Below are 13932 nucleotides of genomic sequence, written 5' to 3'. Positions count from 1 at the left end.
CGGTCCATGCTTGTATATCGCGTATTAAAAAATCCTTGACACATCAATAGGTCGATCGATGCTGAAAAGTTCTTTTGGAGAGATTCCGTACTCAAGGCGGATAAAACGTGCAAACTTAAAATATGATGAGAATCCACATTTGGCGGACAGGATCGTGAGATTTACCTTCGAGGAGTCGCCATTGTTGCCGAGCAACTGTAACATATAATTAGTCCTCAGCCGGTTAACATAATGCGAGAAATTTGTGTCGAGATTCCTGTTTATTATGTGCGTAATATATTTATGATTGGCCCCGATTTCCTTTGCAAGCGATTTTAGATCGAGTTTGGGGTCTAGAAACCGATTTTCCTGCTGCCAACGTTTTAACTGGCCAATAATCTTATTTTCAGTCAGAGCGCTTACGTAAGGTTTACCGTTCTTTTTGTCCTTCATTGTCTTGCATTTATTTAACTTATTTAAATCCCTGTAACTTTAAACCTATGCTTGTTGTGCGAGGGTTCATAGCTGAAAATTTTTTTAAGTTTAGTAAAATACCCGGCTAATATACTGTATTCATTTATCTTTTTGGAAAAGTAAATCTTCTTTGGTCATCAAGCGCACAGAAATCATCTGTTAGGAACCTGTTAGGGAAGACAATAATACCTGTCTTAGCCTCTTAAATTTTTGGAGAGACCATATATATGGTCCAAGTGACCTGAGAGAGAAGCTAACCAGGAATCCGATACAAGCACTCTGATCTCCAGGTGGAGGTTTGCCGAGGAGGATCAATGACCCTGCTCCCGGATTGCTGACTGAAGAATTCAAGCTATATAGGAGGGGGATCTGGCAAACCATTTAGCTTGAAAATTGTTATAGAAGAAAGAATCCATATGCCAAAGATATTGACTATAAGACGACCCCTTCTATGCGAGAAGGAAGATTATGATGAACTTATTCGACAATACGTCCAAGAAATAGAAAAGCATTTCTATTTTATAGAGGAGCTTTCCGATTATGTGTTCGTGGGCCATGATATCTGTTCAATTAATGACAGTACGAAAATTGTGAAGCTAAAGTTTTGTGTAAAGTGGCATGAGGACACCTCGCATCGTTCTTCCGAAGAGGCCTTGAGCTATTAAAAATAACATCCTTGGCCATTCCCCAACTTAGGAATCTGTCCAAAGGGTATAGGAAAGTGGAGTTAACGGGTGGCCGACCTGAAATTTGAGGTGTTCTGTCCGCAAAATTGCTGTTAGCCTGGGAAGTGGGAAGAAGTTGAAGCCACCAAACACCACTTGGCAAATATGGACCGGTTTTATGGACCCCACATCTGTCCGAGTTTGATAGTGTCGGGGGTAAGCTCCTCTTGACACTAACTCTTCTGATTGACCCAGAGCCATCAAGGTAACATAAAAGAAATGTGCAAAAGCTTTTTGGGGGGACATCTGTCCCCACCTTTTTAAGATAGCCTTTAGGTGAAGTCATTTCCAGAAGGTCAAAACAAGAAAAAATAGCGGGTGACACTCCCATCCGGAAGGAACCTTTCCGCCAAATGTAAGTATCACCTATATGGTGCTCTCGCGGGTGGGACAGGAGTCAAAATGGGGGGGGGGAGGGTACGAGCCATACGCACCGATCCAAGAAATCGAAATATTTGAATGGTGAACCAGTTTAAGAATGACGATATGTTAGAGATCAGTAAATCCCTCCTGGAGGAAGCGCTCGGTAAAGGTTATCAGATAATGGTCCTGCAGATAAGATCAAAAGACCCAAACCAGAATATGTGGGTATTTAAAAAGGTGCAAGAGGAACAGCTTGAGAAATATATAGTTAAACTAGATGCTGCCCAAGCAACCTATCATTATATTTTTGAAGCTATAGAAGATTTCCATTACCATCCCATATCTGGAAAGATAAGCTTGCCTTGGCAGTAATTTTTTATAAGAATACCATGATCCCGGCTATTAGCGGTGGGAAATGAAACGGATTTAGTGTATATCCCAGGGGAATATAATTTTTAATTTCGCTTAACGGGATTGAAGATTTGATGACGAGATTCCCAATGAAAGATGGCGAAATCAGGAAGGGGGGGCTTTAATACGGAAGGCCCTGACAGGCAGGGCATTTTCCGAAACAAATATAGTTCACTTTGAAACTTAACCCCGATTACCTATAAATTGACTGATGGTCTTGCCTAGGTAATTGCATTACAGAAATTTCACTGCAATATAAAAACCCCGTGCTGTAAAACCTAAAGAATGATATTAAATCTGACATAGTTCAGTAAGGCACTTCCTACGTTGAAAATTGCAATCCACGGTACGGTAACAGATAGAGGCAATGTACATATAAGGGTATGGAGGAAGGATATATCCTTGAATCATTGATAAATCCAAAATAATCATTTTTGTCCCTACAGTGGAATCCAGAAGGAAGTCCGATCGCTTAAATAACTAAGTACCGATGGATCGGAGATAATGAAGATCTCCTTATCTCCGGCATTCCTGCTGGCCATACCCTTGTTATTTCTTTTAAGGGCATACCTGTGGCCAGAAAATCCCCGTACCAACAATTTAAAACTTTTTGAGCCTAAGTTGGTTAACTATAGGTAAACCAAGGTTGTTGGATAAGATAACTTCAGATTGACTTGCCCGAGGGGGCCAGTAGTAATTTTAGCCTAAATATGGTAGGTGATTTTTTGCAATGACAAAAAAACGGCCCAATAACGAAAGGTGATATAGGTTTATCGTTTGGCTCAAGGCAATCCTTGTCGAAGGTGCATAGACAGGATTAGGCTGGGAGGCCTCGAACAGCTTTTATTGTCTCAATATTATTTAACGTACTTAATGATTTGTAATGGAAGTAATAATTTCTCTTTTACTGGTGGTGTTAAGTTTCCTCCTTATCAGGTATGGATTCAAGATAAACAAGATCATCGGGATTGTGCTGTTTGTCGCTGCCGTAGCTATTATAGTAAGGCAGGTCTATTTTAACGTATTGGAGTAAGGTACGTTAGTAATTAACGATGGACTTGATATTCAACAACCTATTATGGTCAAAATGTGAATAGTATTATTGACTTCCTGTAGTACTTATGTTTTTTGGACGGATGTAATATTTCATTTATTGTTCAATGCACCTCCAGCTCAACTGTTTTACCATCTGTCCACCCGGCACCAAATCAGGCCCCTCATGTATTGCTCTATAGATGGAACTGATCCATTTTCCCCTAACCTATCGGGAAGGTAAAGGGCCCGGCTCAAAATTTCGAGTACTGCCAAAATCAACCAAGGGACGCTGTAAGCTTCAGGCATTAATGATGGTTGCTCAGGCTTTGTTAGCATTCCGATATGAAGTTTCAGATAATGTTTGAAAGGCTTTTGCCATCATATTGTTATTCCACAGATAGCCAACCTGGGGTTCCAAATGCATATTAAACAGTCTTTCCTTTGCAAATCTCCAAATTGCCCATGGAACTGTATTGGCTTTTGGGTACGATCCTCCACATTATCCAGAGGTTTTTGTTTTTCTTCGCCAGGGGTCGCTACCGCTGCCGAGAACGCGCGCATCATTAGGCTCTTTTGATAGTTCCTCCAAATAGAAAATTAATTGCAAAATGCAGGTTAGGTATAATTCCCCACTACCCAGGTCAGTAGGGAGCTTTCATTGCATTCTTATTGACAGAAAATCAGGGCGGGAAAATTTTGGCACCGGCCTCAAGGGCAGGTTCAGGCTTTCCTAACCCTGCGATGGGTTTTTCCAAGAGCTTCGGATTTTTCTGGCGAAATCTGGGCTGGACTTCGGGGAACTTTCAGGAGATGGGAGAAGTATGTTTTTTGAGAAAAATGATGTCTTGGATATGGTTGCCATTATACCGTATCCATTAAATTGAAAAGGTGACCATATAGCCAAAGTTCTACAAAAACTTAGATTGTGGCATGGAATAGACGTATTTGTCGGTTTATGGCCGATTAGGGGCGTTAGTTTTTTGGACTCAAGGAACTTTTTCCTAAATTGAGAAGGTTTACATTATTGTACAATGCATGAATTATGAAACAGGAGAAAAAAGACCCTAAACATCTTGACTATAATCCGGGCCCCCGGGTAGGTATTACATTTTCGACATTTGATCTCTTGCACGCTGGCCATATCATGATGCTGGCAGAGGCTAAGAGGCAATGTGATTACCTGATTTGTGGGCTGCAGATGGACCCTACCCTTGACCGTCCCGAAAAGAATGCCCCTACCCAGACCGTTGTTGAGCGTTATATCCAATTGAGAGGTTGCGTGTCTGTGGATGAAATCGTTCCCTACTCTACCGAACAGGACCTAGAGGATATCCTTAGGTCCTTTAAGCTGGATGTAAGGATCGTTGGGGATGAATATCGGGATAGGGACTTTACGGGAAGGAAATATTGCGAGGAGAAAGGCATCGAACTATATTTCAATAGCAGGGACCATAGGTTTTCAAGTAGCGGCCTGAGAAAGATCGTTGCGGATAAGGAAAATCAAAAGAATAACCATAAATAGCATTTACAGTTTAAAATTTCAGCGTGGATCCAATGTTTCTATTGAAAGATAGGAATTGGGAGATACTTTATGCTTGTGGAAAACGTAGGTTAATGGCTATCTGGATGGAAGATCTGGATTATAGAAAGGATAATCCCATATATCGCATAATCGATAATCTACCACGAAATTCCAGGAATTCGGACCATATGGGTTCCCTAATTTATTGGAATTTGGGATTCACTGTTATAAGTAACTGGTTTTATTTATTTATTTTGTAGTATGAACAGAACGATTATTATCACTGGAGGAGCGGGATTTATAGGATCTCATGTCGTTAGGCACTTTGTGCACAAATATCCCGGATACCAGATTGTGAATCTGGATGCACTGACCTACGCAGGTAACCTGGAGAATCTGGTGGACATAGAGGATCGACCAAACTATAAATTTGTGAGGGCCGACATCCGTGATGGGAGAGCACTGGAAGGAATATTTTCAGAATATAGACCCGATTCAGTTATCCATTTAGCTGCAGAATCCCATGTGGACCGCTCGATCACGGATCCGCTGGCATTTGTGAACACGAACGTAATCGGTACGGTGAATCTATTAAATGTGGCAAAGGAATATTGGAAGGACGATTTAGATGGTAAACGGTTCCACCATGTCTCCACCGATGAGGTATATGGCACACTGGGAGAAACGGGATTTTTTACAGAAGAGACCAGTTATGACCCACATTCACCCTACTCAGCCTCCAAGGCGGCTTCTGATCATTTTGTAAGGACTTACCATGACACTTACGGAATGCCGGTTGTGATCACGAACTGTTCAAACAATTATGGACCCAACCACTTTCCTGAGAAACTTATCCCTCTGTGCGTCCTCAATATCCTCAATAACCGACCCTTGCCGATCTATGGAGATGGAAAATATACACGTGACTGGCTGTATGTGATCGATCATGCACGAGCGATAGACACAGTTTTCCATGCAGGTGTGAACGGACATTCCTATAATGTTGGAGGTTTTAATGAATGGAAGAACATAGACCTGGTGAGGGAACTGTGCAGGCAGATGGATGAAAAATTGGTCCGCGAGCCTGGGACCTCTGAAAAATTGATCCAGTTCGTGAAGGACCGACCCGGACACGACCTGAGGTATGCAATCGATGCGAACAAGATAAAAGATGAACTGGGTTGGGAACCGAGCGTGACCTTTGAACAGGGTCTGTCCCAGACAATCGATTGGTTCTTAGCCAACCAGCCATGGCTGGAAAAGGTCGCTTCGGGAGACTACCAGAATTATTATGATAAGCATTACGGTGGTATTTGATTCATAAAGTGATATTCATGAATGTCATAGAGACCGGTCTTAAGGACTGTTATATTTTAGAACCCCGTGTCTTTGGAGACAAAAGGGGGTATTTTTTCGAGAGTTACAACCAATCCGTTTTTAGGGAGCTGACCGGATTGGACGTGGACTTTGTGCAGGACAACCAGTCCTTCTCCTCCAGGGCAGTTTTGCGCGGACTTCACGCACAGTCAGGGGAATTTGCCCAAGCTAAATTGGTAAGGGTCCTGCAGGGCGAGGTACTGGATGTGGCCGTCGATGCCAGACCTGGATCGGAAACCTTTGGACAGCACTTTTCCGTACTGCTGTCCGCGGAAAACAAAAGGCAGCTGTTTGTCCCGAGGGGCTTTCTGCACGGATTTATCGTGCTTTCCGAAACTGCAGAGTTTTTCTATAAGTGCGACAACCTGTACAACAGCGCCGCAGAGTGGGGCGTGTCCTACAAGGACCCGCAATTGAATATTGATTGGCAACTTCCATTTGATGATCTGATCGTTTCAGAAAAGGATCTAATACTGCCTTCATTTAAGGATGCAGTTGCCAAATTGTTTTTAGATTAGGAAAAGATGAAAGCCCTCAAAATATTGGTTACGGGAGGTTCAGGGCAGTTGGGTTCGGAGCTTAGGGATATCTGGCAATCTGGTGATATCGCCGATTTGGTCTTTTTAGATCGTCAGGATCTGGATTTGTCCCACCCAGAGTTGGTTCAGTCCGTATTAGGAGTGTATCACCCCGATTATATCGTTCATTCCGCAGCATTTACAGCAGTAGATTTAGCAGAAACTGAAGTTGACCTAGCCAATAGGGTAAACCATCTATCAACGCTGGAAATTTCAAAATATGCGAAATCCCGCGGTTGCAGATTGATCTATATATCCACGGATTATGTTTTTCCTGGCAATGCTGACCAGGCCCTGGATGAAAACTATCCTACCGACCCGATTAATGTCTATGGCAGGACCAAACGAAGTGGAGAGGAGGCAATAGAGCAAAACTGTCCGGATGCTATCATCATTCGCACATCTTGGGTCTATTCAACCTTTGGGAAGAACTTCGTGAAGACCATGATGAACCTGATGAAGAGCAGGCAAGAGATCAGTGTGGTCTCTGACCAGATAGGATCCCCGACCTATGCCCGTGACCTTGCTGAACTGATAGAGCATATAGTGGTTTCAGGGCCCTGGGTTCCGGGAACCTACCATTATTCAAATGAAGGCAGGGCCAGCTGGTACGACTTTGCTGTCAAGATAAGGGATGTTTCAGGCCTTCAATGTAAGGTACATCCGATTCCCAGCTCCAGTTTTCCGACACCTGCCAAACGACCGCACTTCTCCCTATTAGATAAGGGTAAGGTCAGGACAACGTTCGGAATCAATGTGCCGCAATGGCAGGACAGCCTGGAGAGGATGATGGCAAAGCTTTCTGAGCGATCCAAATAGAAAACTAGAAAAAAATAGAATATGAAAGGAATAATATTAGCTGGAGGATCCGGGACCAGGCTACATCCGCTTACCCAGGTTGTTTCCAAGCAACTCCTGCCTGTGTACGACAAGCCGATGATCTACTATCCGCTTTCGGTATTGATGCTTGCCGGTATCAGGGACATCCTGATTATTTCGACTCCCCAGGATCTACCGAATTTCCAAAGGCTCTTCGGGGATGGCAGTCAGTTGGGGATAGCGATCAGCTATGCCGAACAACCTTCGCCCGATGGCCTTGCGCAGGCATTCCTCATCGGTGAAGAATTTATCGGAGGAGATGACGTGTGCCTGATCCTGGGGGACAATATTTTCTACGGGGCCGGACTTCAGCAGCAATTAATGGAGGCCAGGGCGAAAATCGAAAATCAGCAAGAGGCTGTGGTTTTCGGATATTACGTAGAGGATCCGGAACGTTATGGCGTTGCGGCTTTCGATGCAGCCGGTAAGGTCCTGGACATCGAAGAAAAACCAAGCGAACCAAAATCGAACTATGCCATTGTGGGGCTCTATTTCTACCCGAACTCTGTTGTGGAGATCGCCAGGGGGGTGAAGCCTTCGGATAGGGGCGAACTGGAGATCACCACGGTAAACCAGTCTTACCTCAACCAAGGGACGCTGCAGCTCCAGCTCCTGGGACGTGGATTTGCCTGGTTGGACACAGGTACACATGAGTCGCTCTCTGAAGCAACCGAGTTCATCAAGACCATCGAGAAAAGAACATCCCTGAAGGTTGCCTGTCTGGAAGAGATCGCTCTATCCAAGGGCTATATCGAAAAGGAAACCCTCTTCCAGAGGGTAAAGGACCTAAAGGGCGTCTATTTTGACTATCTAAAGAAAATCAGCAGATAAGGACCTAATTTAAGGTTAAATGTCCGTTTATTGATACGTTTGTTCCCTGAACATGATTTGTAGGTCGGCCGAGCGCCGATAATATGATAAAACCATACCGATATGTGGTAATTTACGATTTGGGGCTTGCATTTTCACCAATTGTCGCGAAATTTGAGATGATGAAACCTAGACCAAGTACATTGACCCTCCTTCTGATATTAGTGTTACAATTCCTGATGCACCCTGCCTTCACCCTTGCCGCACAATCGCAAAAAGAGAAGGACCTGGCAGAATTGGAGGAGATCCTAAGGACCAATGTGAACTTCAATGGCGATACCCTTACCCTGGTGGCCCGCTTGGACTCCGTAAAGTTGTTGGCGGAGGCGAAAAGGAGCGTACCCCTAAAATGGGCCTATTATATGTTGATGGCAGATGGCTTCTCCATGGCTTTTGACAGGGTAAACCCTGTTACCGACCGTTATTACCGCATGGCCAAGGAACTGGTGTCCGCAGGAAAGTACGATGAACTACTCCAGGTGGGCCTGATACGCCAAGGATACTATCATTTTATCTACAGGGACGTTTCAAATGCGATCCCCTTTTTCCTCAGGGCAGATGACATGGTTAATGATGTTAAGCTGGAGCGGGTTCCCAATATTGCGGAAAACTATGTGTTTGTCTCGAGCTTTTACAGTTTCATCGGCAATCAGGCCAAAGCAAAGGAATATCTCCAAAAAGCTCTTCCCTTTGCCAAAAAACCTAGCAGGAAACGCATCGATATGTTAAATTCGCTCGGAGTATACAGTATGAAGGATTCCCTTCTGGGGGCTGGATATCGATATTTCAAGCTCGCTCTGAAGGAGGCAAATCTGGCTCATGACTCGGTGTGGGTCGGGATCGTTACTGGAAACCTAGCCGATATCGAGGCCAAAAAGGGCAACAGAGAGATAGCCATAAAGCTTCTACTGGAGAACGTGGCGCTCTCAAGGAAGTTCGAGGAGACCCAGGATGCGATGCGTGCCAACCTTGAACTGGCAAACCTATACACAGAACAGGGAGAATGGGAAAAGGCCAAGAGCCATGTTTTGGAAGCCCAGAGCGACATGGAGCCGAAACCGTATTACCTACCATACATGATGGAGTCTAAAAGAGTCCTTTCCAAAGTGGCAGGGGGACAGAAAAGGCCCCAAGAGGAACTGAAGTACCTAAAGGAGTACCTCCAACTAAAGGACAGCATGGACGAAAAGCTTGATTTTGAGAAACTCCAGAAAGTGGCCTACCAGTGGGAGGTACAGCGATATGCACAGGGCCTAGAGAACGAAGGGCTGAGGCGGAGGAAAGATTTCCAGACATACATCTATGCGTTCATCTTTATTGTCTTGGGCCTAGCCCTGATCCTCTTACTGGTGAACCGCTCCAAGAACCGGATCATGTACATGAACGCTGTCCTTGAAAGAAACCAAATAGAACTGTCCTATGAAAAGCAGCTCGTGGACCACGAACTGGGTGTCCTGAACAGGTCTTTGCAGGATTTTGTTAATACCATCAAACAGAATGACCTAACTATCCAGAGGTTTCGCAACGAGGTGATGGAGAACCTTGACCACTTTCCCGACCGTCAGGAAAAGTTAAATGACAGTCTGAACAGGATGCTGGAGAAACAGGTGATGACGGAAGAGCGATGGACAAAGTTCAATGATATCTTTGAGCGTGTTTATCCGGGTTACCTGGCAGAGGAGAGGGGGGCCAACCCTAGGCTGACCGAATATGATATCCGCCTAATTTCTCTGATGAAGCTCGGACTGAACAACAGGAGCATGGCCGATCTGCTCGGTATTACACTAGAAGGGGTAAAGAAGGCCAAGCAGCGGTTGAAAAAGAAAATGGAAGCGGAGTAACCTGTTATTAAATTGTTAATTCTTTCCCTAAATTATTATATTCTTGAAATTACGGAAATCGTTGAGTACTTTTGTTGCTCACTTTCTATGGTATGTTAGATTCGCTGATCACATCAAAGACCCGACTGAAACTCCTGATCAAGTTTTTCGTAAGCTCGACCAATAAGGGGTATCTGCGGGGGATCGCTGAAGAATTCAATGAATCGACCAACTCGATCCGAAAAGAGCTCAACCAGCTCTCAGACGCAGGATATCTGATCAAGTACCAAGACAACAATAAAATTTATTATCGTGCGAATGTAGAGCATCCTCTTTTCCAGAGTTTGCAGAATTTGGTGCGTACCTTTTTGGGTATAGACCAGGCTATCGACCATGTGCTTGAAAGGACAGGTGACGTGGAGCAGGTTTCATTGTTGGGGGATTATGCAAATGGAGTTGATTCAGGGGTTATTGAAATTTTGATCACTGGAAAGGTAATCGATTCGGCATATTTATTGCAGGTTAGCGGCAAAACCGAGAAACTGTTGGGCAAAAGGATCAAGATCTATCTTGAAAAGCCAAAAGAAGTGAATGGGCAGATAATTTTATATCAGAAAGAAAATTGAAAACTGTAAATTGGTGCATGCCAATTATCACTTGGTAATTCAACAATGAAAATCAAAAAGATTGCATGTATAGGAGCAGGATATGTTGGGGGACCAACGATGTCTGTCATAGCTCAGAAAAATCCAAATATCCAAATTACGGTCGTTGACCTAAATGCAGCGCGCATTGAAGCTTGGAATTCAGATGATTTAGAGGAACTTCCAGTCTATGAGCCCGGACTTGACGCAGTTGTTAATGAAGCCAGAGGCCGTAATCTATTTTTCTCGACTGAAATTGAAAAAGCCATTTCTGAGGCAGATATGATCTTTATTTCAGTGAATACCCCTACAAAAACATATGGAAAAGGTAAAGGGCAAGCTGCTGACCTGAAGTTTATTGAATTGTGTGCGCGTCAGATTGCAGATGTAGCGACATCCTCGAAGATCATCGTTGAAAAATCAACCATTCCGGTCAGGACCGCTGCTACCATCAAAAGTATCTTGGACCATACAGGCAAAGGAGTACAGTTCCATGTATTGTCGAATCCTGAGTTTTTAGCTGAAGGTACGGCTATTCCAGATCTGCATAATCCGGACAGGATTTTGATCGGCGGAGAAGATCCTGAGGCTATAAATGCTCTGAAGTCAATCTATGAAGCATGGGTGCCCTCTGAAAGGATAATCAGTACCAATCTTTGGTCATCTGAACTGTCTAAATTGGTAGCAAATGCCTTTTTAGCGCAACGTGTTTCCTCGATCAATTCTATTTCGGAACTATGTGAGGTTACTGGAGCGAATGTGGACGAGGTAGCACATGCCATAGGACAGGATTCCAGGATTGGATCAAAGTTTTTAAAGGCATCAGTTGGTTTTGGTGGATCGTGTTTTCAGAAAGACCTGCTGAACCTGGTCTATATCTCTCGTTCCTATAACTTGAACGAAGTAGCTGATTACTGGGAACAGGTGATCTTGATAAACGACCACCAAAAGACAAGGTTTGCAGAAAAGATCATCCGATCCATGTACAATACGGTTAATGGCAAGAAAATTGCTTTTCTCGGATGGGCTTTCAAGAAAAACACTAATGATACAAGGGAATCAGCTGCCATTTATGTCGCAGACCATTTGCTGGATGAACAGGCTCAAATCGTAGTCTATGATCCAAAAGTGCAAGAAAATCAAATCTTTAAGGATCTGGATTACTTGGATACAAGATCCCCAGAAGAAAATAAGGAGCTGTTGTCTGTTGTGTTAGATCCTTATGTAGCTGCTAAAGATGCCCACGGTCTTGCCATCCTTACAGAATGGGACGAATTCAAGGACTTGGATTGGAAAAGAATCAAAGAGTCCATGAAAAAGCCTGCCTTTGTTTTTGATGGCAGAAAGCTGTTGGACAGAAAGAAAATTGAAAGCCTGGGATTTGTATACTATGCTATTGGTGAATAAGCAATAAATCTTAACTGTATATGAAAGAGAAGATTAAAGACATAAAAGAAGTTAAACATCAGGATTATAATCCTGGTCCTCGCGTAGGTATAACATTTTCAACATTTGATCTTTTGCATGCCGGACATATCATGATGTTGGCAGAGGCAAAACGTCAGTGTGATTATCTGATCTGTGGTTTGCAAATGGATCCAACATTGGATCGCCCTGAAAAGAATGCGCCTACTCAAACTGTTGTTGAGCGCTACATTCAATTGAGAGGGTGCGTTTCAGTGGATGAGATTGTTCCTTACTCAACCGAGCAGGATTTAGAGGATATATTGAGGTCCTTTAAATTGGATGTGAGGATTGTAGGGGATGAATATAAGGATAGAGACTTTACGGGAAGGAAATATTGTGAGGAGAAAGGGATAGAGCTTTATTTTAATAGTAGAGATCATAGGTTTTCGAGTAGCGGTTTGAGGAAGATTGTTGCGGAGAAAGAGAATCAGAATAAATATTAAAGAGTTTTTAAGTGGGAGATATTCAGGAGGTAAATAATCGGACGATTTTAGATCAGGTCAATATAGCCATAATTGGTTTGGGTTATGTTGGGCTCCCTCTTGCTGTTGAATTTGCAAAAAAATACACGGTTATAGGCTTCGATATAGATGCCGTTAGAATTGACGAACTTAAATCGGGTAGGGATCGGACACAAGAAGTTAATGAGGTAGATTTAAAAATCGTTTTGGAATCTTTGCCTGAAACTTCGAAAGGCTTGTCTTTTTCTTCAAATATGGAAGATATAAAAAAATGTAATACTTTTATTGTAACAGTTCCGACCCCGATAGATTCCTTTAAATTTCCAGATTTAAGTTTTTTAAAGAAGGCGTCTACCATGATAGGTTCAGTATTGAAATCTGGCGATATTGTTATTTATGAATCAACAGTATATCCTGGCTGTACAGAAGAAGAATGTGTGCCAGTTTTAGAGGAAACATCTGGATTGAAATTTAATCAGGATTTCTATGTAGGTTACTCACCAGAACGTATCAATCCAGGAGATAAAATCAGGACCTTACCTCAAATCCAAAAAGTAACATCGGGATCTACCCCGGATATAGCCAATCGAGTGGATGATCTTTATCGTTCCATAATCATAGCGGGTACTCATAAAGCTCCATCGATCAAAGTTGCTGAAGCTTCTAAAGCCATCGAAAATGCTCAACGTGATGTTAATATTTCATTTGTAAATGAATTGGCACTGATATTCGATAGGCTTGGTATCGATACCAATGACGTGATTGAAGCAGCTGGGACGAAATGGAATTTCTTGAAATATAAACCTGGATTGGTAGGGGGACATTGTATAGGTGTTGACCCCTATTACTTGACCTACAAGGCTCAATCAGTTGGTTACCATCCTCAGGTTATCTTGTCAGGAAGAAGAGTTAATGATAACATGGGGTCATTTATTGCAAATAAAGTAGTGAAAATGATGATCCAAAAGGATATTCCTGTAAAGAACTCCAATGCCTTGATTTTAGGAATTACATTCAAGGAGAATTGCCCAGATATAAGGAATACAAGGGTTGTGGATATTTATGAGGAGTTGGTTTCGTATGGGGTGAAGGTACATGTTTGTGATCCCTGGGCGCATAAAGAAGAAGTGAAGAGGGTTTATGGGATTGAGTGTATTGATAAATTAAGTAATAATAATAGGTATTCGGCCATAATCTTAGCAGTTGCACATAATGAATTTCTAAAATTGAATTTTGGGAAGTTATTGAATGATAAAGGAATAATATTTGACAGTAAATCTTGTTTAAATCGAGATTTAGTGGATAGTAGATTGTAAAACAGTAAATA

At 42.8% G+C, this 13932-nt stretch carries 14 protein-coding genes; 13 read left to right on the top strand and 1 reads right to left on the bottom strand.

Annotated features, from left to right (window positions below; genetic code table 11):
* Positions 1-24: 24 nt before the first annotated feature.
* Entirely contained in the window at positions 25-432 is a 408-nt protein-coding gene (locus RT138_RS18855) for a helix-turn-helix domain-containing protein (protein WP_409529445.1), read from the bottom strand.
* Positions 433-839: 407 nt separating this feature from the next.
* Here RT138_RS18855 and RT138_RS04530 point away from each other — a divergent pair, with 407 nt between their 5' ends.
* From RT138_RS04530 to RT138_RS04470, 13 genes are all read left to right on the top strand, one after another.
* Complete coding sequence (locus RT138_RS04530) at positions 840-1118, top strand: hypothetical protein (RefSeq protein WP_313189737.1); 279 nt, start codon at positions 840-842, stop codon at positions 1116-1118.
* Positions 1119-1637: 519 nt separating this feature from the next.
* Complete coding sequence (locus RT138_RS04525; RefSeq protein WP_313189736.1) at positions 1638-1913, top strand: hypothetical protein; 276 nt, start codon at positions 1638-1640, stop codon at positions 1911-1913.
* 922 nt (positions 1914-2835) lie between these two features.
* Positions 2836-2985, top strand: coding sequence for a hypothetical protein (locus tag RT138_RS04520; protein ID WP_313189735.1), 150 nt, complete (start codon positions 2836-2838; stop codon positions 2983-2985).
* 1044 nt (positions 2986-4029) lie between these two features.
* Positions 4030-4509: an adenylyltransferase/cytidyltransferase family protein gene (locus RT138_RS04515; protein ID WP_313189734.1), complete on the top strand. Its 480-nt coding sequence runs from the start codon at positions 4030-4032 to the stop codon at positions 4507-4509.
* 261 nt (positions 4510-4770) lie between these two features.
* Positions 4771-5826: a dTDP-glucose 4,6-dehydratase gene (gene rfbB / locus RT138_RS04510; protein WP_313189733.1), complete on the top strand. Its 1056-nt coding sequence runs from the start codon at positions 4771-4773 to the stop codon at positions 5824-5826.
* Between the two features lie 17 nt (positions 5827-5843).
* Entirely contained in the window at positions 5844-6404 is a 561-nt protein-coding gene (gene rfbC / locus RT138_RS04505; RefSeq protein ID WP_313189732.1) for a dTDP-4-dehydrorhamnose 3,5-epimerase, read from the top strand.
* Between the two features lie 6 nt (positions 6405-6410).
* Positions 6411-7283: a dTDP-4-dehydrorhamnose reductase gene (gene rfbD / locus RT138_RS04500; RefSeq protein WP_313189731.1), complete on the top strand. Its 873-nt coding sequence runs from the start codon at positions 6411-6413 to the stop codon at positions 7281-7283.
* A 21-nt stretch (positions 7284-7304) separates the two neighbouring features.
* The gene (gene rfbA, locus RT138_RS04495) at positions 7305-8174 is read left to right on the top strand and encodes a glucose-1-phosphate thymidylyltransferase RfbA (protein ID WP_313189730.1); all 870 of its coding nucleotides are present in this window, start codon (positions 7305-7307) and stop codon (positions 8172-8174) included.
* An 83-nt stretch (positions 8175-8257) separates the two neighbouring features.
* Entirely contained in the window at positions 8258-10054 is a 1797-nt protein-coding gene (locus RT138_RS04490; RefSeq protein WP_313189729.1) for a hypothetical protein, read from the top strand.
* A gap of 92 nt (positions 10055-10146) precedes the next feature.
* A complete protein-coding gene (locus RT138_RS04485; protein ID WP_313189728.1) occupies positions 10147-10659 on the top strand; it encodes a winged helix-turn-helix domain-containing protein in 513 nt (170 codons plus the stop codon).
* Between the two features lie 45 nt (positions 10660-10704).
* Entirely contained in the window at positions 10705-12084 is a 1380-nt protein-coding gene (locus tag RT138_RS04480; RefSeq protein WP_313189727.1) for a nucleotide sugar dehydrogenase, read from the top strand.
* A 20-nt stretch (positions 12085-12104) separates the two neighbouring features.
* Positions 12105-12587, top strand: coding sequence for an adenylyltransferase/cytidyltransferase family protein (locus RT138_RS04475; RefSeq protein WP_313189726.1), 483 nt, complete (start codon positions 12105-12107; stop codon positions 12585-12587).
* 11 nt (positions 12588-12598) lie between these two features.
* Positions 12599-13921, top strand: a complete 1323-nt coding sequence (locus tag RT138_RS04470) for a nucleotide sugar dehydrogenase (protein WP_313189725.1) — start codon at positions 12599-12601, stop codon at positions 13919-13921.
* Positions 13922-13932 lie beyond the last annotated feature (11 nt).

Origin of the sequence: Sphingobacterium sp., from assembly GCF_032065005.1 — a bacterium.
Classification (GTDB): domain Bacteria; phylum Bacteroidota; class Bacteroidia; order Sphingobacteriales; family Sphingobacteriaceae; genus Sphingobacterium.
The sequence above is the reverse complement of the archived record's forward strand: the minus strand, read 5'-3'. Positions and strand labels throughout refer to the sequence as shown.

What these genes read in the sequence shown, in the direction of transcription:
- rfbA (WP_313189730.1), top strand. Translation starts at nt 7,305, where the DNA reads ATGAAAGGAATAATATTAGCTGGAGGATCCGGGACCAGGCTACATCCG.
- rfbD (WP_313189731.1), top strand. Translation starts at nt 6,411, where the DNA reads ATGAAAGCCCTCAAAATATTGGTTACGGGAGGTTCAGGGCAGTTGGGT.
- RT138_RS04485 (WP_313189728.1), top strand. Translation starts at nt 10,147, where the DNA reads ATGTTAGATTCGCTGATCACATCAAAGACCCGACTGAAACTCCTGATC.
- RT138_RS04525 (WP_313189736.1), top strand. Translation starts at nt 1,638, where the DNA reads ATGGTGAACCAGTTTAAGAATGACGATATGTTAGAGATCAGTAAATCC.
- RT138_RS04520 (WP_313189735.1), top strand. Translation starts at nt 2,836, where the DNA reads ATGGAAGTAATAATTTCTCTTTTACTGGTGGTGTTAAGTTTCCTCCTT.
- RT138_RS04480 (WP_313189727.1), top strand. Translation starts at nt 10,705, where the DNA reads ATGAAAATCAAAAAGATTGCATGTATAGGAGCAGGATATGTTGGGGGA.
- rfbB (WP_313189733.1), top strand. Translation starts at nt 4,771, where the DNA reads ATGAACAGAACGATTATTATCACTGGAGGAGCGGGATTTATAGGATCT.
- RT138_RS18855 (WP_409529445.1), bottom strand. Translation starts at nt 432, where the DNA reads ATGAAGGACAAAAAGAACGGTAAACCTTACGTAAGCGCTCTGACTGAA.
- RT138_RS04475 (WP_313189726.1), top strand. Translation starts at nt 12,105, where the DNA reads ATGAAAGAGAAGATTAAAGACATAAAAGAAGTTAAACATCAGGATTAT.
- rfbC (WP_313189732.1), top strand. Translation starts at nt 5,844, where the DNA reads ATGAATGTCATAGAGACCGGTCTTAAGGACTGTTATATTTTAGAACCC.
- RT138_RS04515 (WP_313189734.1), top strand. Translation starts at nt 4,030, where the DNA reads ATGAAACAGGAGAAAAAAGACCCTAAACATCTTGACTATAATCCGGGC.
- RT138_RS04490 (WP_313189729.1), top strand. Translation starts at nt 8,258, where the DNA reads ATGATAAAACCATACCGATATGTGGTAATTTACGATTTGGGGCTTGCA.